Here is a 26691-nt window from a genome sequence, read left to right as displayed (position 1 = left end):
ATGATAGCTAAAACACCTCCAGCGCCTTATTATGCTGTGATATTTACCTCTATTCGTACCGACGGTGATAATGGATATGAAGCCATGGCCGAAGAAATGGATAAGCAGGCTAAACAACAAGAGGGCTTTTTAGGCGTTGAATCTGCACGCAACGAATTGGGGATAACTGTGTCCTATTGGAAATCACTGGAAGCTATTAAAAACTGGAAGGCAAATACCGACCATTTAGTTGCTCAGAAGCAAGGCAGAGACGCATGGTATGCCCATTATAAGGTAAGAATTTGCAAGGTTGAACGCGACTACGAATTTTAACTGTAACGTTAATTGCCAGATAGAATATTTATAGTTAATTTTATTTTGACAATTAAAAAACAATAACCTATAATTACAACTTATAGGAATATAACTTTTTATTTTGCCTCTCCGTATAAGGAATACGAATATAAAACTCATGAACACTAATAATCAGGCCGTAAGTATTTTGTTGGTTGATGATGATGAGATAAACAATTTCATATCCATTAAACTGATAAAAAAAGCTTTGCTAACCACTGAAATTATGGCTTGCCTTAATGGAAAATTCGCTATAGATCAATTAGTTGAGATACAGCGTAAAGACCCAAGCAAACTGCCTGACTATATTCTACTGGATATTAACATGCCGATTATGAACGGCTGGGAGTTTTTAGATGAGTATAAACGCCTTAACATTGATCCGTTAGGCAAAAGCAAAATATTTATTATTTCTTCATCGGTATTTAGTAACGATATTAACAAGGCAAGGTCATACCCGCTTGTACATAGCTTTATCTCGAAACCATTGAGCGTTGAAAAAATAAAAGAAATGTTTGAGGCCGATAAAGCCGTTTAAGCCTGCGCTACTGTAAAATGCTCATCGGTATAAGTAACCTTCCCCTCGGTTATTGATTTAGCATGATAAAATAGGCAAGTCCAACCTTCAGCAGCAGCAATTTTTCCATAATCTTCACGTAACTGCATCGCTTTACGGCCATCGTAATCATATTTGGCAATAAACTTTCTGATCAATTGTTCGGGTTCGGGTAATTCATCGCCACCAAAAAAGCATTTTTGTCCGTTCTCTTCTATCCAAAAAACCTGGTGAAACGGGCAATGTCCACCCGAATGCTCGTACCTGATGCCGGGCTGTAATTCGCCGGAGCCATCTACAAACTTAATATTAATCTTACCCTCCAAAGCTTCAAAAATTTCCTTGTGATAAGATGACGTTTTGCCATTAATAGCGGTTTCCCACTCGTTTTTTTGAATTACGTGCTTCGCGTGCGGGAAGCTTGGCTCCAGTTTGCCGTTACGCTCAACAACTAATCCACCGGAGTGATCATAATGCAGGTGCGACATTAACACCTGGGTCACATCTTCGGGATCAAAGCCCGCGTTGCGGATATGCTGGTGTAAAAACAACTCGTCGCGGGTATCTTTAAAACCTAAGCCGGTATCCAGCAATAGCAGGTCGGTATCGGTTTTAATTAAAAAAGGATTTACGTGGATGAACAAAGAGGCAGGGCGATCCTTAGGGTTATCCGTTTGAGGATCAAAGGGAATAAATTTTTTTGATGCATCAACTGAATATGAGCCCTCGCCTAACGAAAAAATCTCCATCTTTTTGTTTTATATTTACTGTTCTAAGCAACAAAGATATGCAAAAACGGTGGTCGATAAAGGAGAATGCAGACGAGGAAACCATAAACCAGTTAGCCGCCGCATTAACTATCGACCCGGTTTTAAGCAAACTGCTCGTACAGCGGGGTATAGATAATTTTGATGATGCCCGTTATTTCTTCAGGCCCGACCACAGGCACCTGCACGATCCGTTCCTGATGAAGGATATGGAGAAAGCCATCGAACGTATTGAGGAAGCATTAAAAGCCAATGAAAAGGTAATGATCTATGGTGATTATGACGTAGATGGTACTACTTCGGTTGCTGTTGTGTATGGCTTTTTTAAGAAATATCACCGCTTTTTAGAATATTATATCCCAGATAGATATAAAGAGGGTTACGGCATATCCACCCAGGGAATTGATTATGCGGCTGAACATGGTTATACACTGATCATCGCGCTGGATTGCGGTATTAAATCGGTTGATAAGATCGCATATGCCAATGAAAAAGGCATTGATTTTATTATTTGTGATCATCATACGCCCGGAGATGAAATACCGGATGCGGTTGCAGTACTCGACCCGAAAAGGTTGGATTGCGAATATCCTTATAAAGAATTATCGGGCTGTGGTATTGGGTTTAAGCTGATACAAGCATTTGCTGATAAGAATAATATCCCTTTTGAGGAAGTTACCCAATATTTTGATTTGGTGGCGATAAGCATAGCCTGCGATATTGTGCACATTACCGGTGAAAACCGGGTGCTGGCTTATTACGGCTTGCATAAAATAAATAACAACCCCTGTATTGGTGTAAAAACGTTGATGGAGGTTGCGGGCAGGACAACCAATTACACCATATCGGACATTGTATTTTTACTAGGCCCACGCATTAATGCGGCAGGCAGAATTGATGATGCCAAACATTCAGTTGAGTTGCTGAGCGCTTGTAATGAAGAGCATGCCAAAGAAAAAAGCGATCTGATCAATATAAAAAATACTGAACGTAAGGGGCATGACCTTTCTATTACCGACGAGGCATTAGCGATGATAGATAGCGACGAGGTACTTATAGGCAGAAAATCAACCGTAGTGTTTAATGAGAACTGGCATAAAGGTGTGATAGGAATAGTAGCATCGAGATTAACAGAAAAATATTATCGCCCTACGGTAGTGCTTACCCGCTCGAATGGGCATGTGGCAGGATCGGCGCGGTCGGTTTTGGGTTACGACTTGTATGAGGCATTGTGTGGTTGTAGCGAACTGCTTACCCAGTTCGGCGGGCATAAATACGCTGCCGGGTTAACTATGCCACCCGAAAACGTAGCCGCTTTTATTGATAAGTTTGAGGAAGTTGTAAGCGCAAGCATAACCGATGACCAGCTAATCCAACAAATATCCATTGATGCCGAGATCGGGCTAAAACAGATCCAAGCCAAGTTTTTCCGGGTACTGAACCAGTTCGCGCCATTTGGGCCGGAGAACATGTCGCCGGTTTTCATAAGCAAAAATGTGTATGTTAGCGGTTACCCGACACTGGTTGGCGAAAAGCATTTAAAAATGACGGTGGTGCAAGACGGGTCGCAACTGTTTGACTGTATTGCTTTTAGCCATGGCGAGTATCTGGATAAAATAAAAAAAGACAAACCCTTTGATATTTGTTACACTATTGAGGAAAATATTTGGCGCGATAAGCGTTCTATACAATTAAATGTAAAAGGGATTAGGGTTTAACCCTACCCAAACCCTCCCCGGTAGGGAGGGCTTTAATAACATAATTATAAAGGCTCCCCTACCGGGGGGAGATTTAGAGGAGGTTTATGAACCTAAGAGCAGATAATCTACTTAAAAAATATAAACAGCGTACGGTTGTAAATGATGTGTCCTTCAATGTATCGCAGGGCGAAATTGTGGGATTATTAGGACCGAATGGCGCGGGAAAAACAACATCGTTTTATATGATTGTGGGGTTGATAAAACCTAACGAAGGCAAGATATTTTTGGATGACCAGGACATTACTACAGACCCGATGTATCGCCGGGCTAAAAAAGGCATTGGTTATTTAGCGCAGGAAGCATCCGTATTCAGGAAGCTGACTGTTGAAGATAATATAAAAGCGGTTTTGGAGATGGGCGATATGAACCGCGAACGCCAAAGAGAGAAGTTGGAGGAGTTGATAGACGAGTTCAGTTTGCATAAAGTGCGCAAAAATCGTGGCGATTTGCTATCGGGTGGCGAACGTCGTCGTACTGAAATTGCCCGTGCGCTTGCCGCCGAGCCTAATTTTATTTTGCTGGATGAACCTTTCGCAGGTGTTGACCCGATAGCGGTAGAAGAGATACAAGCCATGGTTGCCAAGTTGAAACATCGCAACATCGGCATTTTAATTACCGACCACAACGTGCAGGAAACTTTGTCGATTACCGACAGGGCTTATTTGCTGTTTGAAGGAAAGATATTGGAATCAGGTGAACCAGAGGTACTTGCCGCCAACGAAATGGTACGTAAGGTTTACCTTGGCGCCAACTTCGTGCTGAAAAGAAAAACCTTCGCCCAATAAAAGCCTATGACAATTTTTAACTCCGTTTTTACCTGGTTCATGAAAAAGCGCATCCACCAGATAGAGCTTTTTATGAAATACCCTAACGAGGTACAGGAGGAATGGTTTGAACAATTGATTTCAGGCGCAGAGCAAACCGAATGGGGCAAGCTTTATCAATATAAAAGTATTGGCAGGCTTGAGCAATTTAAGGAGCGGGTGCCGATCCAAAACTACGATACCCTGAAGCCTTATATTGAGCGTATGCTTAAAGGCGAACAGAATGTACTTTGGCACTCGGGTATACGCTGGTTTGCCAAATCATCGGGCACTACCAGCGACCGCAGTAAATTCATCCCGGTAAGTGAAGAATCCTTAGAGGAATGCCATTTTAAAGGTGGTAAGGATATGCTGACCCTCTATTTTAACGAAAGGCCTGATGCGCGCATATTTACCGGCAAGAGTTTGACCTTAGGCGGTAGTAATCAAGTAAATCAACTGCATCCCGATGCATCGTTTGGTGACCTATCGGCGGTAATTATGAAAAACCTGCCTTTGTGGGCGGAATTTTATCGCACCCCTCACCTCGACATCGCCCTGATAGAAAACTTTGAGGAAAAGATAGAGAAAATGGCCTACGCCACCAAAGATGTGAATGTAACCAGCATCAGTGGTGTGCCTACCTGGAACCTTTTGCTGTTTAAGCGCATACTGGAAATTACCGGTAAAAAGAATTTACTAGAGGTATGGCCCAATTTGGAACTTTATTTTCATGGCGCAGTTAATTTTACCCCGTACCGCGATCAGTTTAAAAAGCTGATCCCTAACAACGAGATGTATTACCTGGAAACTTATAATGCCTCTGAAGGCTTCTTTGGCATACAGGATAGCTTTGATTCGGGAGATATGTTATTGATGCTGGATTATGGCATTTTCTACGAGTTTTTGCCTTTGGAAAACATCGGCGAGGATAACCCCAAAACGCTTACGCTTGATGAAGTTGCTTTAGATAAAAACTATGCGCTTATCATTAGTACCAATGCAGGTTTGTGGCGCTATATGATTGGTGATACTATTCGTTTTACATCGCTTTCACCTTTCCGCATACAAATTACCGGGCGTACCAAGCACTTTATTAATGCCTTTGGCGAAGAATTGATTATTGATAACGCGGAGCGTGCTTTGGCTGAAGCTTGCAGTCAGACAGGCGCTATCATTCGCGATTATACCGCCGCGCCGGTTTATTTTAATGGCGATGAATGCGGCGCGCATGAATGGATCATAGAATTTGAGCAAAAACCCGCAGAGTTTGACCGTTTTGTTGACCTGCTGGATGAAACCCTGCGCCGCATCAACTCGGATTACGATGCCAAGCGGTTTAAAGATATGGCGCTGCGCCGTCCGCTGGTGCGCAGGGCACCTGAGGGGACTTTCTTTAACTGGCTAAAGGAAAAAGGCAAACTAGGTGGCCAAAATAAGGTGCCTCGCCTTGCCAACAACCGGGAATATATTGATAGTATTTTGAAGATGATGGAGCTGGTTGGATAACTTTAGTCGCAGACTATAGCCATGATCGTCCTATTTGGGGAATTTCGGACAGCACAGTGCATTCTAATATTGTTATATTACAATCCATTAATATAAGCTAGATGATTACTATACCCAATATTCCATCCCCCCACTGGCTTCAGTTTATAACTGAAGTCTACAGATCAAAGAAAGTTTGTAACTTTCTCCCAACTAAACCATGTCAATTATAATTATGCGTTCCAAATACCGCATACATGATAGCCAGGAAATTTATTTTATAACTTTTGCCCTAGTGGAATGGGTAGATGCTTTATCCAGGCCATAAAGGTATAGTTGAAGAGCCCGAATATTATGTTTATAGTAGCGCAAGAGATTACGCTGGTACAAAGGGTTTTCTGGATGTGGTTTTATTGTATTAGATAGACAGTTACAAACTGTCATCATCCAGGGTTTCAGTCTGTGACTGAAACCAGTATGGGTCATGCTAAGGTATTCGAAGCATTCGAGTGGGCCTCTGCGCTCACCCTTCGACTACGCTCAGGATGACACCCCACACATAAGTTATTTAGTACAATAGAAATTACAGAAACCTATTTCAATTAGAGTATTACATCGCAATATCCTGCCCATGTCTGGGATCATCAGGAAGGATCTCCATTTCGGGTACGCCTATGTAATCGGCATACCATTGGATGGCTCCTACTACATCGAGCGCGTCTTCGGCTACAATGTTAATGGTTTCAAAGGCGTATAATTTATGGTCGGCGTAGCCGAATAGCTGTATCTCGTTCTCGTTTACGGTGAACTTTTCATTGTCAAGGCAAAATACCCTGATTTTTAAAGCGGTATCCCTTGAATGTATCACGTCCCGGCAAGAATTTTTAGGATCGGTGGCTAGTAAATATACATTATGGTCCATAAAAGCTCAACAACGTTTAATAAAGATAGTTTCAGCTAAGTTATTTTAAAGTAGATGGATAATAAACTATGTTCCGGTGTAATCATTTGCTTTGGATAAGTGCTTCCAGGCCTTCTACGCTCAGGCTTATGCCATCGGCAATATGGCTGGCTTGCAGGTAAAACCCTTCGCGTTCAGCTAATTTATCGGTAATGAAGTTCAATAGTTCGTCGCCATGCTTATCGCGCAGCAAGGGGCGTTTTGCTTTACCTTTTTCTAATCGGTCGACCAGCGTTTTGGGTGACAATTTGATATAGACGGTTTTGCCGTTGGCATTCATCCATTCCATATGGTCGAAAAAACAAGGCAGGCCGCCCCCGGTAGAGATGATGGCATTTTCAGCGAATACAGTTTGTTTCAGGATGTCGGATTCCAGTTTACGGAAAGCATCTTCGCCAAAGCTGGAGAAATATTCGGCGATGGTCATGCCTAATTGTTCTTCCAGCAGGTGGTCAAGATCAACAAATTCATAACCTAGATGGGCAGCCAGTTTGCGGCTCCATGTAGTTTTGCCGCAGCCCATAAATCCTATAAAAAACACCAAATCCGGTTTGTTTGAACTGTTATTCACTTCTATATCTATAAATTTTACGATGAACTATAAACCACAAAAATAATAAGCTGTTTAAAAATGTAAAACCATGTCATTGCGAGCAGGGATTCGCAGAGCCCGTGCGGCGAAGCAAACTCGTCGCGTTCATCTGCATGCGACGAGTTTGCTTCGTCGTTCCTCCTCGCAATGACATGGTTTTTTTAACAGCATCTAAGAGAGCTTTACTCTTGGGTCGATCCAAACATAAGCAACATCTACCAAAATATTGATCACTACAAAAATAAATGCGATAAAAAGTATGGAACCCATTACTACCGGGAAGTCCGACATTTCCAGTGCATCCACCGTGGTTTTGCCTAAACCGTTGTAGCCAAACACATATTCCACAAAAAAGGAACCCGCCATTAAACCAGCGAACCAGTTAGCCACGGCAGTTACCACCGGGTTAAGCGCGTTTTTTAAGGCATGGCGATAAATGATGGCACTATCGCTTAACCCCTTTGCTTTGGCGGTACGGATATAATCCTGGCCCAAAACATCCAGCATGGCACTGCGGGTTAATTGTACGATGATAGCCAGTGGACGCAACCCCAAAGTGATCATCGGCAGAATCAAATTCTTTAGCGTGAGCACTTCCCCACAGAAAGGATCATAGCTGTATAAACTGCCCGACATGTTAAGCCCTGTGTATTTACTCAGCACAAAACCAAATATCCAGGCGATGATAATACCCGCGAAGAAGGATGGCGCGGAAATACCGAGGGTTGAAAAACCTACCGCCAGCCTGTCGATCCATGTATTTTGATGGACGGCGCTGATGATGCCTAAAAAACCACCGATGATGATGGCGAAGAACATGGCGGTGGTTGCCAGTACCAGCGTGTTAGGTACTACCTCAATCAAAAGCGAGGTAACATCTTTGCGGGTTTGGTAGGAACGGCGTAGGTAGGGCCATTTTAGGGCGATAACCTTAGTGGATGAAACCGGGAACAATTTTATATAATGATAGCGCTGCTGCTCTTCCGGCGTATTAGCGTGGATGCCGATAGGCGAAAGATCGTTCAAATAATAAGCGAATTGTACAGGAATTGGTTTATCCAAACCAAACTCCTTGCGAACGGCTTGCAGGGATTGCACATCGGCACGCTGGCCCTGCGTCATGCGGGCGGGATCGACCGGTAAAATATTGAACAGGAAAAAAACCACTACCACAATACCCAGCATTACCGCAAGCCCATATACCAGTTTACGCAGCAGGTAAGTGATCATATCATTGTTGTTGAAGATATTGTTTTACCAGTTCATCATATGTCGGTACGGTATGGTAGTGCCATTTGTTCACGATAGTACCGTTCTTCAGCAATATTACACCCGGATTTGCACGTACCATTGATTTTAGCGGCACGCCATCAACATAATAAATTTCGCTCACCAAATGATGCGCTTTGGCAAAAGCCTCGGCATCCGCGGCGGAGTTTGAGGTAAGCAGGATGGTACGCATATTGTAATTCTGAATTAGGTTGATGCAAAGCGCGTTGAGGTTGCCTAGAGCAGTAAGGTTTGCTTTATGCAGATCGTCCGTTACAATTACAAGGCTATAGAAAGGGTTTGATAGTAACTCCTTGGTATAATCGTTACGCTGTGCATCCTGTATCGACAAGTTTTGAATTTTTGGGGTGAAGCCTTTTTTAACCAGGCGCGATTCCGGTGTGCCGATGATCTGCCAGGTACTGTCCTTCCAAATGTTGCTTTTGATGTACTCCTTATCGTTCATGGACTTGGTGGCACCGGTAGTTTTATTTTTAAGCTGATAGATCTCTTCGTACTCATCTGTCGGCGCACCGGGCGGAATCTTCATTTCGTCGGGGATGTTAGTGCCAACTTTATATGGAAGAAAATCCAATACCGGCAAATAGTTGTAGGTGTAAAAGCCAACGCCCAAGGCAACAACGGTAGCTATTATTAATGAATAATCACCGGTTTTGGGTTTGAATAGCGGGTTGATCTTATCGCGGTTGCGGAACAGTACAATAATCAGCAACAATAAAACCAGATCTTTGCTGAATGATTGCCATGGCGTTAGCACAATCGCATCGCCAAAACAGCCACAGGTAGTTACTACCTTAAAGGCGGCAGAATAGAAGGTTAAGAATGCAAAGAAAATAATCAGCAATAACAATCCCCAGGCTACCTGTTTGGCGCGGACGCCGATAAGCAGGGCAAAGCCAAGGATCATCTCCAATGCACATAAAATAATGGCCAGGCTTAGCGCCAGATCATTCAAAAAAGTGATATGGAAAACCTCGAAGTATTCTTCGAGCTTATAAGAAAAACCAAGTGGGTCATTAGCTTTTATCAGCCCCGAAAAAATAAACAGCAGCCCCACGAATATGCGCGACACCCATATAATTGAAGAACTGTTGCCCGATTTGGTGTTTGCCATGATGATTGTACCTGTATTAAGGAGCCGGTGTAAGTTTTATTAACGCAAAAACGGCATAGTTTAGCATATCCTGATAATTGGCTTTTATGCCTTCGGATGCGAGGGTTTGGCCTTTGTTATCTTCAATTTGTTTAACACGCAGCAGTTTCATCAAAATCAGGTCGGTTAGGGAGCTGATGCGCATATCACGCCAGGCCTCGCCGTAATCGTGGTTTTTGGCCGACATCAGTTCCTTGGTTTCCTTCACTTTCGCATCAAACAGTGCACCTGCCTGTTCTGCCGGGATCTCTAATGGCGTGTCAGCAGTTGATTCCAGCTGCATCATGGCGATAACGCAATAGTTTACGATGCCGATGTATTCGCTGGTGATATCTTCATCAACCTTGGATACTTTTTTTTCTTCGAGGGTGCGGATACGCTGCGCTTTGATAAATATCTGGTCGGTTATGGATTCCGGGCGGAGGATGCGCCATGCCGTGCCATAGTCATGGGTTTTTTTAATGAAAAGCCCTTTACAGGTGTTTATTACCGCGTCGTACTCTATAGATGTATTGCTCAAAGTATTGTAATGTGTGGGTTTGTTGCCGCTGTTAATTTATAAAGATGTTTTACCTTTACAACAAAAAAATCTGTGGCTAAAGATACGTTTTTTCATAAAAAGGTTACCCTAAACGCGGGCGGTAAATTGATAGATTTAAGCCAACCCAAAGTAATGGGGATAATTAACCTTACGCCCGATTCTTTTTTCACAGGCAGTCGCAAGCAGGATGTAAGTTCGGTATTGGAGCAGGCGGGTAAGATGCTGACAGATGGCGCTACCTTTTTAGACCTAGGCGCATACTCCTCGCGCCCGGGTGCTGCGGATATATCGGCACAGGAAGAAATGGATAGACTTTTGCCTGCGGTTGAGGCTATTGCGACTGCTTATCCGGATGCGGCTTTATCGATTGATACCTTTCGGGCGGTAGTTGCGGAGGCAGCTATTAATTCGGGGGCGCATATCATCAACGATATTTCGGGCGGGGAATTGGATAGCGGAATGTTTGCTACCGTTGCTAAATTGCAGGTGCCTTATATTTTAATGCATATGAAGGGCACGCCGCAAAACATGGTTCAGCAGGCTGATTATGAAAATGTGTTTGATGAGGTGTTTGATTATTTTGTAAAGAAATATCATCAGCTTAAGCAACTGGGGGTAAAGGATGTGATCATCGATCCCGGTTTTGGTTTCGCCAAGAAAGCAGAACATAGCTATACGCTGATGAAGCGCTTGCAGGATTTTAATGTGCTGCAACTGCCGGTTTTGGTGGGGATATCGCGCAAGCGGATGATCTATAATGAACTTGGCGTAAGTGCAGATGATGCTTTGAACGGGACTACGGCCCTGAATGCCATCGCGCTAAATAAAGGTACTGATATTTTGCGGGTACATGATGTGAAAGAGGCGGTTGAGGCGGTGAAGATTTGGGAGTTGTGTAAGTAACTCATTCGGCGTTTGTTTTACCTGGTGGTGGCCCTGCTTGCGGGTTGACTCACCCGGTCTTTGCTTTGCTCGACCACCCTCTCTTCCGCTGCGCGGTAAAGAGGGGATTGGAAAAATCAATTTAAAAACGCTTTGCCCTCGTTCCGCCAAAGGCGCAGTCGGGGTGAGTAATTGACCCCATGTATTAACGCAGTATTATCATTTTAAAATTTTCTAAATTATTGACTTTCAAAAGCGTACCTTTGCAAAATTATTTTTGGAAAGGCCGGGATTGTTTGATTGGTATCTGTTCATCAATAAGTATTTAGAGACGAAGAATTGATATCATGAAAAAAATTGTTGACTACAGAAAACTTTTAGGCGTAACCAAGGAAGCTGAATTACAGGAACTGAAAACCGTTTATCGCGGGATGATGAAAACCTGGCACCCTGATAAATTCCAGGAAAGCCCTGAAGAAAAACTGGAAGCTGAAGAAAAAAGCAAAACCATTATTGAGGCCTACCACTTTTTGGTGAGCATAGCGCCTGAAACGCTTGACCAGTCCTCAGAAGAATATAATAACACTACCGCTAACGCGGGCATTGTGGATTTTGAATACAAATCGCAGGTGCTGAAGATTTATTTTAGCGACGAGAATGTTTACGAATATTTCGACGTACCTAAAGAGACTTACCGCAAACTGATCAACGCCGACTCACCGGGTCGTTTTGCACGCAGACACATATTTAACACTTTTGTTTACAGGAGCGTGAATAAATTGGTGGCTAACGGATAACTCGTTAAGAAAGATATATTTAAAAAGCCCGGGATGAAAGTCCCGGGCTTTTTTTGTGGAGTGATATCGTGTACTGTAGTCTCAGACTACAGTCTTAGGCGTCCGAAGTTGGAAACTTCGGGACATCGGGGGCAACGATGCCTTAAACGATTTACTTATTTAAGTAGTGAGCATCAAATGTTTCTGAAAAATCATTTCCATAGCCCAACTCAATCTGAAGATTGATTAATTCCTGTTTAAAGCCACGTCCAAAATTTTCTTGCGGATTTATTAAATCTTCTTTTATTCGTCTTTTAGTGTCTGTACCAAAGCAATTATATTGTTTACAATATTTGAAACTCTCATGATGCAATTGACAGTAATCGATTAAGGATACTTTAGGTTGATTAGCCTCATCCATTGTGATTATGCTATTGTCGAGATGAGGATCTCCATGTGCAAATCCATTTTTATGCCATGTAGATAAGGTTTTAGCTAGTGCTTTAACGGCAGAATGAATTTTTGATGCATCTTCCTTGTTTTTTCTTATGTACTCCGTTAATGTTTGGCCTTGAATATATTCAAGTATTATTATCCATTTTCCTTTATACTTAAATCGATCCAGATGCTTTATTAAAAAATCATTTGATTGAGACTGTAATTTTATCTCATCAAAAACTACCCGACTACCATCTCTTCTTCGTCCGAAGTGATTTTTTTTGCCATAAGCAACATTTGGCATTGGGCACTGCTTATAAAAATGTTTAGCTATAAAGTTATTCCCATCCTTATCCTTACATAAATAAATATTAGCATTTGGACGGTCATTAGTAAATAGTCTCTTTTCGATGGAATAGGTTCTCTTTCCGGTAATTTTTTCACCAATATTCATTGTTGTGATTTTTAGGTAGGGCAATCTATGTGTTTTTATTAGAATACTAATCATGTAAATAATTATATGAAAACACCGACGATGAGCAACATATGACGCAAACATATTTAATTAGATTTCAAAGAACTCCATATCGCTCTTTCCCAAGAGCTATTAACCGGCATACACAAATTTCGAGAATTGGGTTGGGATTGGTGCTGACGCTATTTTGTCAGTAGGCCTTTACACTTATGCTTCGAGTGCCTCAGCAGGACAGCCGCACAGAGATGATCATGGTTTGGTGGATTTGTTGCTTGATTGGGATATGTAATTTTAATTATCTTTTTAAACATCAGTAAAAAGGATATTTTTATGCAGCTAAATTTTTATCACGATCAGCTTAATTATTATGTCTAAAACCTTTATTTCCCTGTTGTTTATTTCATTATTAGGGACGAGCGCGCATGCGCAAAACATTGTTGATTTTCGGCTTAACGCTCCGGTTGCCAAAGCTAGTGGCAACCTGTACCGTGCTATCAAGATCATGGATTTGAGGAATGACACTACTTCGATGGGGTTTGTTAAAACAGGGTTTTTCGACAGAAGGGGCAGCGTGATCCCTAAAACACCTTTAACAACACAACTAAGCCAATATTTTTATAAACTGGCTGATACGACAGGCAAAACCAGGGGAATGCTTCTACTATTGCGTCGCGATAAATTTGAAGTAATGACGATTGGTACCCGTGATTACGGGGCTTTTAGTTTTCGAGCAAACCTTTTCGAGGCTAAGGATGGGCAATACCGGCAAATTGCATCAATAGATACAATATCCACGGTAAGCTCGGCTATGACTGTTACTACCGCGCTGTTAGACACCGGAAAGAAATTTCTGGAAAAGTTTATAAGCGATAATGTTTCTACCGTGCCTAATGGCGCTATATATAGCTATAATGATATTTTACATTTGGACAGCATGGAGAAACGCGCCATTAAGTTGTACAACACGCCAACTTATGCAGATGGCTTGTATTTAACTTATAAATCGTTTATGAATCAGATGCCTGATAAGCAGATAACTGTTGAACCCAGTGATGTAAATTATGGTGTTGTTAACGCTGTGGATGCCAATGGAAACACACAAAGGGTTAAGCCACGAAAGGTTTATGCGCTTGTTTATCACGGGCAACCTTATATTTCGTCGCGCGGGAATTATTATCCACTGAAAAAAGATAGCGGCGATTTCTATTTTACGGGAGCAGTGCGGGTTAGCTCAGGAGTGGGGAATATGGTGCTGGTTTCGAGTTTTGGTATGTTGGGCGCTTTGATTGGTTCTGGTGGATCTGAGGCTACATTTTATGTTAAGCTTGATCATGTGGATGGCGGGTTCATCCAAATTAAGCGGATTGAGGATGCGCCGCCTGTGCCAAGCAGTACGGGTGAATGATGGGAAACAGTAGGTGAGTTTGTCGCTTGATTGGGCCTTTACGCTTATGCTTCGAGTACAGCATGACAGCCACACACAGATGGGAATGGCTTTACATAGTTCGTCGCTTAATGAACACACCCCTTGCCCCTCTCAAGAGGGGAACTTTTATAACACTTTTTATTATCTTCGGGTTCAATCTCTTATCACATGGAAAATGAACCACATATAATGCCGGCTGCGGCCGTAAAAGGAATTGCCACTGGCCTGGTTATGATGGCTGTTTTTACTTTAATATGGGCAGGTATAGCTTACCGTGGTTTGGCGGGAAGCAATTATTGGTTTGCCTTATTGGTTTTCCCCCTATTTAGTGTGTTGTTTATTGTAAATGCTGTAAAGCTTTATAATGTAGCGCGATACTACCCCAAACTGACATCGGAAGCGGATTTAGCGGAAGAGAAGCGGATTGGAAAATGGTTTGGGATAATTTTTGGAGCCGAAGGTTTGGGGATATTTATAGGGATAAATATTGTTACTAACCTGGGGCACCCTGAACTGGCTGTCCCGGTGATCGCATTGGTGGTCGGGTTGCATTTTTACCCGCTGGCAAGGGTATTTAAACGCACGTTTGATTATTACCTGGCAACATGGAGCACCATTGTGGCTATCGTAGCCATTGTTTTAACGGTTAATAAAACACTTACCGAAACCGGAACTTTCGCTTTTACAGGTATCGGAATTGGCATAGCTACTACCTGCTATGGAATATATATGATGGTGAGCGGCCGGAAGATACCTAAGCCGGCTTTATAAGTGCGAGTTGGTGCGGGGAGCGGGTATGAGAGAGCATAGATGTTCGGAAGATCAAAGAGGGCATGCTGAGCGTAGTCGAAGTATGCGGGCAGCCCTCTGCGCCAACCCTTCGACTACGCTCAGGGTGACACCCATTACACAAACGTATTTAACTATAATGAAATTATATAAACTTACGAGCCTTTATAGGTGCGAGGAACAGGTGTGGAGTGCGGGAAGAGATGCTTGGTGAAGCGCGCTTGTGCCTTCTCAGGAGCGGGGAACTTGGTTTTGTGCTAATACTTCCTGATCATCGTTACCGGTTGCAGGGGTAGCGGGTTTGTGCCGTGTTTTTAACAGTGAATGTTGCATAGTTACCAGTTTTACCAAAAGTGCTAATACGGAGTACATAGCAATGTTTTGCCATGCATTGCCAACGCTCAGCTGAGTCCTTAAAAAGTGAAGAGTGTTATCTATCATTATCGATAAGCTATAACTGTGTATTTAACATGTTTGTTGCCCATTTGTTTTTTTGGCCTTTTATACCGGGCAATTATTGTAATGCATTTTGCTTAATCCCGGGGCTGCTTATTTTTTTTCTGTAAAAAGTTCTTATACAGTGATAGCAGATGTAGTGCCTTACCGGGAGCCAAAAAAAAATCTGCTTTATCAATTTCCCCCTTGGTATACGATCTACTGAAGGGCAATTGCAATATCTGCAGCGTTCATGAATAACCTGAGGGGAAACAGCGGTCTCGGTTCTTTGTAGTGCATCCATGGTTCAGGCATTTTCAAGGAAAAGTTTATTTAATTTTTCGCGGGTTAGCGGTTTACTGATAAAGTCTTTCACGCAATCGTGTGAATAGGCTTTGTTTTTTTCGGCCGGATCGATTGACGATGAAACTATAATTACTTTCGCATTTAAAGAGTGTTTTTTCAATCTGCTCAAAAACTCCCAACCATCAATCTCGGGCATGTTAATATCCAGGAATATAAGTTCGGTATGATGAACTGCTATGTGTTCTAATGCTTTTTGAGGGTTATTAAAATCTACCACGGCTATGTTAGCATGATATTTTTTAAGCAGCATTTTATGCATCTTGTTCACTAATGGATCATCGTCGACAAGAACAAGGTTACTGACCATAAATTTTTCGATATTTGTATCCTCTGCAAATGCCGCCTTGTCATTGTTAATCAAATAATTAAGGGACACAATCACATCGTTAAGCTTTTCGGCCTGAGCGTAAATATTTTTTAGTAACGACTTTATTTTCAGGGCTTCGTAGGATTTTAACTGTGGGTAATTGTCGTAATTGGCCAGGCTGAGGATGTTGCTTACGGGGCCGCGTAACCCGTGAGAGGCTAGCCTTGAGTAGTCGTAATTGGAGAATTGGGAATCGGGTTGATATGCATTGGGTATAATTAAGCAAACCGCGTAATAAGAAGTAATGTTTATAGGTAAGGGGATAAACAGGAATTGAAATTTAAAATGAGTCTGTATTATTTTGTTTGCAATGTCGCTATCGGCTATCACCGTTCGGCCAGACAAGCATTTTTCGATAACGTTAGTGATATAAGATACTTGTTCATGTGGAATAATATCCACAAAAGCTTGCCCTATTTGGGGTGGCTCGCGTAAGGATAGCTTTATATTGCCAGCAGTACTTAAGTTAAAAGAAACTATGTTTTTAAGCCTATCAATTATAAAGTATGGAATGTTTAGGCGATTATTTTCGATTTTATTTTGCATAAAGCCATGTATTTATATCTGATTTTCTTAAGACTTAAACTATGTTTATCATTCATTTAAAAATGGATGATAATTTGCATTAGAATTAATTGCTATAAGGTTATCGTAAAATAAAACAAAAAATATTTAATATGCAAGAAATCCTGTCAAAGAAAAATATAGGCCAAAGAATTAAAGCTCTGCGAATTGAAAACAATTACTCTCAAGCATATATAGCCAATTTGCTAAATATATCCAGGAGCAATTATTCACAGATCGAGCTTGGGAACCAATTCCCGACATATGAGGCTTTAAGTTTAATTGCCAGTTATTATAGCAAGACTTATGATTGGCTTTTACATGGCCCGGATTTTTTAGCAGCCAAACATCCGGCATTAAAAAAACAAGGGTTTTCAAAGGAGCTTCCGCAGGCTAGTTTAACAGCCCCAAAGCGTATACTTACCGTAAATGATTCTTTAAATTATGTTCACCGGCTACATGATGTTACTTATTTAAACAGCTTGCCGATATTTGATATACCAGACTCATTAATAGAAGGGAATTGCACCTGCCGTGGTTTTACAATTGACAATAGCGAAAGCCTTAAGCACCTTTATCCGGGTGATATACTTATCGGCAGGCAACTAACTAATTTTTCTGAGATAGGCTCATCAAACGATATATATATAGTTGTTACACTAACGGGGGTACTTTTTTGCAGGATAGATAATATAATTGTTGAAAAAGAGCTGCTTGTTTGCCAAAATGATGAATCGGATAAATATTTTAACCCGGCTGTTGCCGACATTCAGGAAATATGGATAGCTATCGGAAAGTATTCGGCAATTATTCAGCCTGTGATCAATACGCTTGAAAACATGGTGCTAACCATAGGAGAATCCATAAACCTGCTTGAACGTGAAGTGCATAAATTAAACAAGAAGCATAGATTAAAACCGTTATAGGGCTAAGCTTGTTACATCGGGCGAATCTATATATATTGTATTGCGTAACATTTGAATAATGCATATTAATAAACCTCCCTATCAACATTTCCCGGTTTTGTATTCAGACAATATTATCATGCGGGAAATTTTGCCGGTTGATATTAAAGATATTATAGAAATATCGGTTTACGATGGTAAGCATGCGCTTACGGAACAGGACGCAATTGAGATACAAAACAGAATTGATAAGGATTACCGCGATGGCAACTCTATTCATTGGGGCATAGCAGACCGGGAAAAAAATATAATTATAGGCACTTGTGGTTATTACCGTGGTTTTGATAATGATACAGGAGAGCTTGGCTGTATAATGAGACAAGAGTTTAGAGGGTTTGGCTACATGACATCAGCAATTAAGTTAGCCGTTAACTTTGGGTTGAACGACATGAGGCTAAAAAGAGTTATTGCCATTACGAATAAAAATAATGTTAAAGCTTTAAATTTATTAGCCAGGCTTCAATTTGATTTATCATCGGATTTCAATAACGGCACATTGGAATTTAAATACAATCCGTTTTAAATTCAGAAACTCAGCAGCATTAGCGCAAATGCGTAACGAACAATTGACTCACCCCGAATGCGCTGCGCTGTTCGACCCTCTCTCCGGCAAGCCGGAAAGAGGGTGAAAAAGCATTAACTTTAGTTTACTCCGACTTTAAACTTTTTACAGGGTTGGTTAAGGCTGCACGTATAGCTTGTGTGCTTACGGTAAACAGGGCAATAAATACGGCTATCATCCCCGCCAGGGCAAACATCCACCAACTTAGCGGGATACGGTAGGCGAAGGATTGCAGCCACTTGTTCATACCGTACCAGGCAATTGGTGTTGCGATGATGAAAGACACCACCACCAGCTTTAAAAAATCTTTAGATAGTAGCTGTACTATACCGGCTACGCTGGCGCCTAATACCTTGCGGATACCTATCTCTTTATTGCGTTGCTCGGCGCTGAAGGCAGCCAAACCAAACAAACCAAGGCAGGAAATGAGGATGGCGATCAGGGTAAATGAATTGATGATCTGCGATAGTACAATTTCGGTTTCATACTGCTTTTGTACATCGTCATCCAAAAAAGAGTATTCAAAAGGTACAGAAGGCAGGTCTTTTTGCCATATGGCGCCAATCTGGCTTAATAGCGCTTTATAATCCTTGGTATTGGCAGATACTATCATGCAATTAAGGTCGGCAGCGTTTTTATCATATACCAGCATAAACGGGTGCACATCCTCATGCAATGAGTTATAGTTAAAATCTTTCATTACACCGGCAACGGTAACAAAGGTTGCAGGGCCATTATATTGGGTATAAAGCCGGGTGCCGGGTGCTGTTTCTGCTGTTAAGTTTAAGCGCTTGGCAAGAGTTTGGTTAATAAGCACTTTGCCGGAGTCGCCTTGCATAAAGTCGCGCCCGCCAACAAGCTTAATGCCGCTGGCTTTTACAAAATACTGATCGCAGTCGATATTTTGGGCATCAATAGCGGTTGCCATGTTGCCTCCGGCCGGGTAAACGCCGTGGTCGCGCATTACAAACTGGCTGAGGTAATTATCGGCACTGGTAACTGTTTTAATCCCGGCTAATTGCTTCAGATCATTGGCCAGGGCAGGCATCTGGGCCTGGGTATCGTTTGTATAGAAATTAAATATAAGTTTCTGATTGGTATCAAAGCCCAAATCTTTTGATTTGATGTAATTAAGCTGGCTGTATATAACAATGATGCCGGTAATTAGCACAATAGAGAGCACAAACTGGAACACCACCAACGAACGACGGATGCCTGCCGCCGAAACCTGGCTAGTGAAATTGCCCTTGATCACTTTGATAGCCTTAAACGCCGACAGGTAAAACGCAGGGTAACTGCCTGCAACAAAACCGGTGACTAAAATAAGGGAGGCCAGCATTAACCACAGGCGATAGTCGGCAAAAAAGGATAGACGGATTGGTGTTTGGGTGATTTGATTGAGATAAGGCAATGCCAGCCATAATAGCGGCAAAGCGATAATTACGCCGATAAACGATAGCAGGAATGATTCACCTAAAAACTGCCTGATCAGATCGTATTTTCCTGCGCCGATCACTTTTCTAACGCCAACCTCTTTGGCCCGTTTGGAGGCGCGCGCGGTTGACAGGTTCATGAAATTGATACAGGCGATAACCTGTATTAACACCGCGATCAGGATCAATATAAAAAGAAACTTTGGATCAGAAGTTTTGGTTGGCTCCACTTCATACCCCCCGGTAGTATGTATTTGGGTGATAGGCTGCAAATGCAAAGCTTTTCGCATACCAAGCGCTTTCATTTGCTGGGCACCATATTTATTTAAAAATGCAGGTAGTTTTTTCTCCAGGACACCCGGGTCGGCATCCGGGCGAAGTTTAACATAAGCATATAAAAAATTATTACCTGCCCAATCCGGATCATTGGCTATGAAAACACCCTGTGGCCCGCTTTTCATACTGATGAACATATTGCCTTGCAGGTGCGATTTTCCCAGGCTTTCATCAATTACGCCGGTTACTTTAAAGTCGTGTTTGCCCCATTGATCATTAATGTTTATCACTTTGCCAACAGCACTTTGGTTACCGAAAAGCTTCTCGGCGGTAGATTTGATCAATACCACATCATAAGGCTCATCCAGGGAATGCGGCGCCTGCCCTTCAACGAAATGGTAATTGAAAATATTGAAGTAGGTAGAATCTACATAAAAGGCTCCGGTTTCGTAAAAAGATTTTTCCTGGTAGCGGAGTAAATGTTCGCTGGAGCCCAGTTTGTCGGTTTCTACTACGCGTACAAAGTTTTGTACTTCGGGGAAATCATTTTTTAAAGCCGGAGCAATTGGTGGCGATGATGATGCGCCATGATGTTTATCGCCGGTTAAATTGAGGTCGGTGGTTATCCTGAAAATAGAGGCAACCTCTTTATGCTGCCTATCATAACTGTACTGGTTTTGCACATACAGCAAAATATACAGGCAGCAAAGCGTGCCTACTGCCAGACCGAAAATATTAATAAAGCTGAAGGTTTTATTCTTCAATAAAAACCGAATTGACGTTTTTAAATAGCTCTTAAACATAGCTTTAAGTTTAGTTTAAATACAATATTTGCGTAATTTAATAACTAAGACTAAGAAAATGCCAAAAGATTAACTGATTGATTATTAGTTATTTATTTGTTATTTTCGCTGACTTACTGTTCGGTTTTGATACAGGTGGTGTTCGCTTATGATTGAAAATCGGTGCAATGAAACACCACAAGTTCAATATCATTTTCCTCTTTTAATAACACATTTTCATCACATTAACAGCGCAGTTTATATGTTCAACAAACCTCATTGCCCTTTCTGCAACTTTTCCAACCAGCTTTTCGCGTTCTCACTTTGCGGGTTCAATTCCAGGCATTTCTGGTAACTGCTGATCGCTAGCTGCCGGTCGCCAGTTTTGGCATAGGCTTCGCCCAAACTATCCCAGGCGTTGGAAGAGGAAGGAAATTCTTTGACGATCAGTTTAAACACTTTCAGAGCGTCTTTGGTATTGCCGGCATTTAAAAAATCATAGCCAACCGTATTCAGTCCATTTTCCGCGTCATTAAAACTGTATCTGCCAGGATTAGCTTTGGTTTGCTCATAAAACGCTGAGAGCTCTTTATCACTTTTGACAGGAACCAGTTTTTTCATGCCGTAGGCGATAGATACCTGTTGCTGATTAAAGGGGGTATCCAGTAGGATTCTTTTTAAAATCCGGTTGGTCAATTCTTCCGAAACACCCGTATTGTTGCGGTCTGCGAATACCGCCACCCCCACTTTTTGGTCAGGAGAATAGCGGAAATTACCCAGGTCTGGGCCGCCGCTATGGCCGGTCGTTAGATAGGGGCCAAACTTTTTCACTTCCGAAGAAACACTATACCATGCCGTAGCGTTGGGCCCCAGCTGGTACATTCTTTCCGGATTGAACACCTCCTTTTTTATCGTTTCCTCAGAAACGATCTTATCTGCGTTCAGCGCCAGGAATAACTTCGCCGCATCAGAAGCGGTAGTATTATAACCAGCTCCAGTACCTAAAACGAGCGGGAAGAAAAACGGTGTGCTGACAAGTTTACCATTCTGGTAATTATAGTTTTTGGTTTCCTGCCCCGGCGGATACACCATTTCCTCGTTATGATAGGTGTTTTCCATCCCTGCCGGATCGGTGATGGTTTCCTTAATCAGCTCTGTCCAGGGTTTGCCTGTTTTATCTTCCAGTATCATAGCAACCAGTGCAAACCCCGTTTGCTGGTAACGCCATTTGCTGCCCGGTTTATAATCCAGCGGCATATGGTGAATTAGCTTAAACAGGTCATGTTCATTCACTTTCCGCTGCTGGTCATCGCTCATTTTATCAAAGGGGGTTTCATCTGTGCTAGGGATGCCGGAGGTATGGTTCATCAACTGCCATAAACGAACGCCTTGCCAGTCTGCCGGTATATCGGTTTCATATTTCTTTAAAGGGTCATCCAGATTGATCAAACCTTGCTGTACCATGGATAGCACAGCAAGATTGGTAAAGAATTTTGTGGAGGAGGCCAGTCTGAAAATGGTATTTTCAGTACAAGGGATGTTCCGGTCAATATCTGCTGTGCCGAAGCCTTTGCAAACAATCACCTGGTTGCCTACGACCACGGCAACCGAAAGGCCGGGAACATTATAAAACTTTTGCATTTCGAGGGCTTCTTTTTCAATTTCTTTGCTTAGCTCTTGTTGCGGCTGGCCGGTTTGCGCCATAACTGAACAGCTAAGCAACAGACAAAAGGGTAGTAAGCGAAGGATGAGTTTCATGTGAGACTTATTTAATTTAATAATTCACAGGTAAAAACAAAGTGAATGCCAGTTTGCAACTTGGTGTTTATCAATGCGATAACAAAAACACAAAACTACAATCGTTCGTTTTCGATACAACAGATGTGCGATTTTAAACTTTTTTTGACCCGTAAGTGCCTGATTATTAATGATGTTTACTGCCTTGCAACTCTCAAACCATCTAATTTAAATTAGGTGTCCGGACGTCCGGATGAAACAGTCCGGATTTTTTTGATCCTGAAATTGAACTATTAAAGACCTTTTTTGTCCGCTTCGATCAAAAAAAGGAAATTCATCAGTTGGTTAAATGATTATCTTTACTGTAATGCTCGAAAAATTACCTATAAAGCGTTTGAGCCGCCTAACGTGGTTGCAGGCTATAATCATTGGCTTCATCTTCTATCTGGTCATCTCTAACACTGATAAGCCAGTCTATGTGGTACCGTTAACCCTGCTTACCACCTCGGGTATTTTGCTGGTTGGCTATGCAGATATTTGTGTGATGGTTATACTGTCGAAAAGAATTTCGATCAGGTCAAAGAACTTTTCAACTTCACGGCGCTTGTTAACTTACCCTATCAGTATACTGATTTATCTTTTATTGAGGCCTGTTTTTTATTATATAAGCGGAAAACAGCCGTTTTCCTGGGATGTGGGGTCATTCTTCGCATTTGTCGGTTCGGGCATCGTGATTAATACACTTATTTATCTTTTACACAATTCCGTGTTATTATATGAACATAAAATGCACAGCGAATTAGAGCTTTCGAGGCTAAAAGCGGCCAATGCGGAAGCGATGAACCTTGCTTTAAAGCAGCAGATACAGCCCCATTTTTTGTTTAACGCACTGAATACAGTGAAGGCCTTGTACCATAAGGATCACCAAACCGGCGACGACTACATTGTGCATATGGCCAACTTTTTAAGGGCATCGATATTCCACAACGCATCCCATATATCAAAGCTGGAAGATGAAGTAACGTTGCTAAACGATTATCTTGCCATGCAGAAAATAAGATTTGGTGCCGCGCTGGATTGTTCGATAGCATTACCGGATGAAACCTTGCAAAATTTTTATCTGCCGTCGTTTACGCTGCAACCCCTGGTAGAAAACGCCATCAAACACAATAGCTTTACGCTTGAGAGCCCGCTGATGATAAACATCAGCCAAAATGATGACTGGCTTATAGTAAGCAACAACCTTCAGAAGAGAAAAATGAAGGTGTCTTCAACAAACTATGGGTTGGCCAACCTGGCTGAGCGGTATTTGCTGTGGTCGGGAGATGAGATTAAAATAGTTGAGGACGACAACTCGTTTTCGGTAAGTATAAAATTGTTAAAGAATGAAAATAGTAATCATTGAGGACGAAGAAGTAATAGCGGATGAGCTGGAACAAAATATCACAAAGCTGATAGAACAGCCCGTGGATATTGTAAAGCTAAGCTCCGTAAAAATGGCTATCGCTTATTTCAGAAACAATAACAGTCCGGATCTTATTTTCAGCGATATTCAACTGGGCGACGGACTTAGCTTTGAAATATTTGTAGCGGAACCGGTTTCCGTTCCCATCATTTTTTGTACCGCTTATGACGAGTACGCGTTAGATGCATTTAAGGCTAATGGGATAGATTATATACTGAAACCCTTTACCGCTAAGATGCTTGACAAAGCCATACAGAAATACCTGCAGTTGAAAAAGGTACTCTCGGCAGATCAAACGCCGCAATACGAAGCGCTTATGCAGTTGTTGGCTGGAAAAGAGGTTCAGAAAACGGCATCCGTGTTAGTTTATCATCAGGACAAGATCATCCCAGTAAACCTTGATGATATAGCTATTTTTTACCTAAGCAATGAAGTTACTCATTTACTTACATTTTCAGGCAAAACCTATTATCCCAACAAAAACCTGGATGAGCTTGAACGTCTGGCAGGAAATTCGTTTTTTAGAGCCAACAGGCAGTACCTGGTTTGCCGGAAAGCGATAACAGATGTGTCGAATTTCTTCTCCAGGAAGCTTTCCCTAAACCTTAAAGTACCCCTTGAAGAAAAGGTAATTGTAAGTAAAGGAAAAGCCCCCCAGTTTTTAAGCTGGCTCGCAAATAGCTGATGGAAGGAAGCATCGGCCATTCAATGGTTTCAAACCAATGAGCATCTCACCATATACTCTGATCTTCTGTATCGCGTCGACTATCCTTTAGTGCAGGTTAAAAAGGTCTTTCTTCTACTTCTCGTTTTTTTTCATCCCTTTTTATTCCGCTTCCGGCGTGACTTTGCCCGCTTCGGTTACATTTTGCTATAAAATCGATTTGGCAGCCCTCACCTTTGATGCCAATCAGTGAGTAGCTGCTGGCTGCTTTTATTAAAAAACAAATAAAACACTTTATGAAAAAATTACTCTTAATGATTTTAGTTTTGGCATCAACCAAATCTTTTAGCCAAAGTTTGCTGCAAAAATTCGAGTTCGGCTTAAAGGGTGGTGTTAACGTTAGCAATTTTACCAATGCTAACTTCCCTACAGATCCTTTGATTGGTTTTAACGCAGGCGCAACCGTTGCCTTTAAATTTACGAACAACTTTCTGGTGCAGGAAGATTTCCTGTTTTCGACTGAGGGCGCGAAGATCAAAGGTGGTGTATTGGGCACCCAGGATCTGAAACTGTCGTACATGAGTATCCCCATCGTGTTAAAATATCGTACCAATGCTGGCTTTTATGTAGAAGCGGGGATGCAGGCAGGTTATAAAATAAAAGAAGACGTTGACGGATTAACGGACACCAAATTTGCCAAAAAGTACGATGTGGGCGCAGTTGGCGGAATAGGTTATCAATCCAAAATAGGCCTTGGTATTGGTGCAAGGTATATATACGGCTTACAAAAGGTACCTGATACAAATACGGAACTTGTGAATGACTTTAAAAACAATACTATCCAGGCAAGTATATTTTACGTTTTTTAAAAGTCGCCAGAACATTGATGTCAACTAATCCCGAGTCATTTTTTGACCGGGATTATTCATAAATTATTTTTTCATGATCGAGGTATTTAAAACTAATGTTGAAAACGAGGATCAAGCTAAAAATCTATTTGCTTTACTTTATGTGCAAATTCCCGCTGCTGAAATTAATTTCGATTTGGAGGATTGTGACAGGGTGTTAAGAATCAACGGAAGTTTTTTTTGTTGTCGGGACGTTATTCAAACATTAACGAACAATGGTTTTGAATGCTGTTTGTTGGAATAGGTACGGTCTTGAGGAATCCTTTAGATATAGCACCTCAACCTAATTTCGTATATTTCCAATAGTTACTATTAAGACGCTGTCCAAAATTGATTCAAATATGAAGGCTGCCTTTACTGTTTGCATGTTGTTTTTAGTTGTTTCCACTTCGGTGGCACAAGTTGCGGAAGTTGACAGCTCTTATATAAAACCGTATGACCAGAAAATATTGCTTGAAGGGTATGTATCAACCAACACCATTCAGGTTGGCGCTAACAGTAAAACCTATAATGCTAATTACCCCTTAAATGTAGGTTTCGGCCTAGCCGTGAAAAACACCATTATTAATGCCACTTATGATTTTGGGCTGATACCCTTAAAGGGTAACGAATATGGTAAGACAAGTCTGAATGATCTTCAGATCCATAATTACAGCACACATTTTATGCTTGATGTATTTCTGCAAAACTATAAAGGTTTTTATAGTGGCGGCCTGCATAATGTGGATATTCCGGGGAAGCTGACCATGTGATTCACTGGCAAAGAGAGCAGTGATTTAGCTGGCGGCAGAGTTCAGCAGATGCTGTAAAAGCGTTTTCAAAGTTAGTTATTAAATTGGTTATTGATAAGTGACATCTTTATCATCCGGCTGCCGTTTTTTCCTCATCGATTCGCCCTTCAACTCAATGCGGTGTGCGCTGTGGACGATCCTGTCCAGTATAGCATCAGCAATTGTTTTTTCACCAATTACTTCATACCATTTACCTACGGGAAGCTGCGAGGTGATGATCAATGATGTTTTACCATGCCTGTCCTCAATGATCTCCATTAATGCAGCCCTGCTCTGTGCATCAAAAGGCTGGATACCGAAGTCATCCAATATAAGCAGTTCCTGCCGTTCGATCTTAGCGATTTCC

The 26691-nt window shown here is 41.8% G+C and carries 27 protein-coding genes; 15 read left to right on the top strand and 12 right to left on the bottom strand.

Features of this window, described 5'->3' with window-relative positions; translation table 11 throughout:
* Both GSQ74_RS13355 and GSQ74_RS13350 read left to right on the top strand, forming a co-directional pair.
* Window positions 1–312, top strand: coding sequence for an antibiotic biosynthesis monooxygenase (locus GSQ74_RS13355; protein ID WP_254060880.1), 312 nt, complete (start codon window positions 1–3; stop codon window positions 310–312).
* Between the two features lie 139 nt (window positions 313–451).
* The gene (locus GSQ74_RS13350) at window positions 452–871 is read left to right on the top strand and encodes a response regulator (RefSeq protein ID WP_158994058.1); all 420 of its coding nucleotides are present in this window, start codon (window positions 452–454) and stop codon (window positions 869–871) included.
* Here the strand turns inward: GSQ74_RS13350 and GSQ74_RS13345 are convergent.
* Window positions 868–1638, bottom strand: coding sequence for an MBL fold metallo-hydrolase (locus GSQ74_RS13345; protein WP_158994056.1), 771 nt, complete (start codon window positions 1636–1638; stop codon window positions 868–870). The two genes, GSQ74_RS13350 and GSQ74_RS13345, sit on opposite strands and share 4 nt — an antisense overlap.
* A gap of 38 nt (window positions 1639–1676) precedes the next feature.
* Here GSQ74_RS13345 and recJ point away from each other — a divergent pair, with 38 nt between their 5' ends.
* The 3 genes from recJ to GSQ74_RS13330 all read left to right on the top strand — a co-directional run bounded on the left by recJ (window position 1677) and on the right by GSQ74_RS13330 (window position 5728).
* A complete protein-coding gene (gene recJ, locus GSQ74_RS13340) occupies window positions 1677–3374 on the top strand; it encodes a single-stranded-DNA-specific exonuclease RecJ (RefSeq protein ID WP_158994054.1) in 1698 nt (565 codons plus the stop codon).
* Window positions 3375–3460: 86 nt separating this feature from the next.
* A complete protein-coding gene (gene lptB / locus GSQ74_RS13335) occupies window positions 3461–4201 on the top strand; it encodes an LPS export ABC transporter ATP-binding protein (protein ID WP_158994052.1) in 741 nt (246 codons plus the stop codon).
* Between the two features lie 6 nt (window positions 4202–4207).
* On the top strand, window positions 4208–5728 hold the full coding sequence (locus GSQ74_RS13330) for a GH3 auxin-responsive promoter family protein (RefSeq protein WP_158994050.1): 1521 nt from the start codon (window positions 4208–4210) through the stop codon (window positions 5726–5728).
* Window positions 5729–6317: 589 nt separating this feature from the next.
* Here the strand turns inward: GSQ74_RS13330 and GSQ74_RS13325 are convergent.
* From GSQ74_RS13325 to GSQ74_RS13305, 5 genes are all read right to left on the bottom strand, one after another.
* A complete protein-coding gene (locus GSQ74_RS13325) occupies window positions 6318–6629 on the bottom strand; it encodes a hypothetical protein (RefSeq protein WP_158994048.1) in 312 nt (103 codons plus the stop codon).
* Between the two features lie 82 nt (window positions 6630–6711).
* Entirely contained in the window at window positions 6712–7239 is a 528-nt protein-coding gene (locus tag GSQ74_RS13320) for a shikimate kinase (protein ID WP_254060879.1), read from the bottom strand.
* Window positions 7240–7431: 192 nt separating this feature from the next.
* Window positions 7432–8490: an ABC transporter permease gene (locus tag GSQ74_RS13315; protein ID WP_158994046.1), complete on the bottom strand. Its 1059-nt coding sequence runs from the start codon at window positions 8488–8490 to the stop codon at window positions 7432–7434.
* Between the two features lies 1 nt (window position 8491).
* Window positions 8492–9664 (bottom strand): BT_3928 family protein, encoded by a 1173-nt coding sequence (locus GSQ74_RS13310; RefSeq protein WP_158994044.1) that lies wholly within the window; start codon window positions 9662–9664, stop codon window positions 8492–8494.
* Window positions 9665–9680: 16 nt separating this feature from the next.
* A complete protein-coding gene (locus GSQ74_RS13305) occupies window positions 9681–10223 on the bottom strand; it encodes a DUF1599 domain-containing protein (RefSeq protein WP_158994042.1) in 543 nt (180 codons plus the stop codon).
* A gap of 72 nt (window positions 10224–10295) precedes the next feature.
* Here GSQ74_RS13305 and folP point away from each other — a divergent pair, with 72 nt between their 5' ends.
* Window positions 10296–11147: a dihydropteroate synthase gene (gene folP, locus GSQ74_RS13300; protein WP_158994040.1), complete on the top strand. Its 852-nt coding sequence runs from the start codon at window positions 10296–10298 to the stop codon at window positions 11145–11147.
* A gap of 326 nt (window positions 11148–11473) precedes the next feature.
* Window positions 11474–11923 carry a KTSC domain-containing protein gene (locus GSQ74_RS13295; protein WP_158994038.1) on the top strand — a complete coding sequence of 150 codons (450 nt, stop codon included), beginning with the start codon at window positions 11474–11476 and terminating at the stop codon, window positions 11921–11923.
* Between the two features lie 151 nt (window positions 11924–12074).
* On the opposite strand, the gene GSQ74_RS13290 is transcribed toward GSQ74_RS13295, so the two are convergent.
* On the bottom strand, window positions 12075–12794 hold the full coding sequence (locus GSQ74_RS13290) for a lipopolysaccharide core heptose(II) kinase RfaY (protein WP_158994036.1): 720 nt from the start codon (window positions 12792–12794) through the stop codon (window positions 12075–12077).
* A gap of 388 nt (window positions 12795–13182) precedes the next feature.
* On the opposite strand from GSQ74_RS13290, the gene GSQ74_RS13285 reads away from it, so the two are divergent.
* Together GSQ74_RS13285 and GSQ74_RS13280 are read left to right on the top strand one after the other, a co-directional pair.
* Window positions 13183–14220, top strand: a complete 1038-nt coding sequence (locus GSQ74_RS13285) for a hypothetical protein (RefSeq protein WP_158994034.1) — start codon at window positions 13183–13185, stop codon at window positions 14218–14220.
* 189 nt (window positions 14221–14409) lie between these two features.
* Entirely contained in the window at window positions 14410–15012 is a 603-nt protein-coding gene (locus tag GSQ74_RS13280) for a hypothetical protein (RefSeq protein WP_158994032.1), read from the top strand.
* A gap of 249 nt (window positions 15013–15261) precedes the next feature.
* On the opposite strand, the gene GSQ74_RS13275 is transcribed toward GSQ74_RS13280, so the two are convergent.
* Both GSQ74_RS13275 and GSQ74_RS13270 read right to left on the bottom strand, forming a co-directional pair.
* Window positions 15262–15471 (bottom strand): hypothetical protein, encoded by a 210-nt coding sequence (locus tag GSQ74_RS13275; RefSeq protein WP_158994030.1) that lies wholly within the window; start codon window positions 15469–15471, stop codon window positions 15262–15264.
* 301 nt (window positions 15472–15772) lie between these two features.
* Complete coding sequence (locus GSQ74_RS13270; RefSeq protein WP_158994028.1) at window positions 15773–16744, bottom strand: response regulator; 972 nt, start codon at window positions 16742–16744, stop codon at window positions 15773–15775.
* 131 nt (window positions 16745–16875) lie between these two features.
* Here GSQ74_RS13270 and GSQ74_RS13265 point away from each other — a divergent pair, with 131 nt between their 5' ends.
* Together GSQ74_RS13265 and GSQ74_RS13260 are read left to right on the top strand one after the other, a co-directional pair.
* A complete protein-coding gene (locus GSQ74_RS13265) occupies window positions 16876–17688 on the top strand; it encodes a helix-turn-helix domain-containing protein (RefSeq protein WP_158994026.1) in 813 nt (270 codons plus the stop codon).
* A 58-nt stretch (window positions 17689–17746) separates the two neighbouring features.
* Window positions 17747–18250, top strand: coding sequence for a GNAT family N-acetyltransferase (locus GSQ74_RS13260; RefSeq protein WP_216846735.1), 504 nt, complete (start codon window positions 17747–17749; stop codon window positions 18248–18250).
* A gap of 124 nt (window positions 18251–18374) precedes the next feature.
* Here the strand turns inward: GSQ74_RS13260 and GSQ74_RS13255 are convergent, their stop codons facing one another.
* Both GSQ74_RS13255 and GSQ74_RS13250 read right to left on the bottom strand, forming a co-directional pair.
* Entirely contained in the window at window positions 18375–20801 is a 2427-nt protein-coding gene (locus GSQ74_RS13255) for an ABC transporter permease (protein WP_158994024.1), read from the bottom strand.
* A 255-nt stretch (window positions 20802–21056) separates the two neighbouring features.
* On the bottom strand, window positions 21057–22538 hold the full coding sequence (locus GSQ74_RS13250) for a serine hydrolase domain-containing protein (RefSeq protein ID WP_158994022.1): 1482 nt from the start codon (window positions 22536–22538) through the stop codon (window positions 21057–21059).
* Between the two features lie 346 nt (window positions 22539–22884).
* On the opposite strand from GSQ74_RS13250, the gene GSQ74_RS13245 reads away from it, so the two are divergent.
* From GSQ74_RS13245 to GSQ74_RS13230, 4 genes are all read left to right on the top strand, one after another.
* A complete protein-coding gene (locus GSQ74_RS13245; RefSeq protein ID WP_158995189.1) occupies window positions 22885–23922 on the top strand; it encodes a sensor histidine kinase in 1038 nt (345 codons plus the stop codon).
* Window positions 23903–24667: a LytTR family DNA-binding domain-containing protein gene (locus GSQ74_RS13240; RefSeq protein ID WP_158994020.1), complete on the top strand. Its 765-nt coding sequence runs from the start codon at window positions 23903–23905 to the stop codon at window positions 24665–24667. The genes GSQ74_RS13245 and GSQ74_RS13240 overlap by 20 nt, the downstream gene beginning before the upstream one ends.
* 275 nt (window positions 24668–24942) lie before the next feature.
* Window positions 24943–25515: a porin family protein gene (locus GSQ74_RS13235; protein WP_158994018.1), complete on the top strand. Its 573-nt coding sequence runs from the start codon at window positions 24943–24945 to the stop codon at window positions 25513–25515.
* Between the two features lie 380 nt (window positions 25516–25895).
* Entirely contained in the window at window positions 25896–26306 is a 411-nt protein-coding gene (locus GSQ74_RS13230) for a DUF4421 family protein (protein WP_158994016.1), read from the top strand.
* Window positions 26307–26393: 87 nt separating this feature from the next.
* Here GSQ74_RS13230 and GSQ74_RS22780 read toward each other — a convergent pair.
* The coding region (locus GSQ74_RS22780) for an ATP-binding protein (protein WP_254060878.1) at window positions 26394–26691 on the bottom strand (298 nt) is incomplete at its 5' end.

Source organism: Mucilaginibacter sp. L196 (assembly GCF_009765905.1).
Lineage (GTDB): Bacteria > Bacteroidota > Bacteroidia > Sphingobacteriales > Sphingobacteriaceae > Mucilaginibacter.
This window is presented reverse-complemented; position numbering and strand designations above follow the sequence as displayed.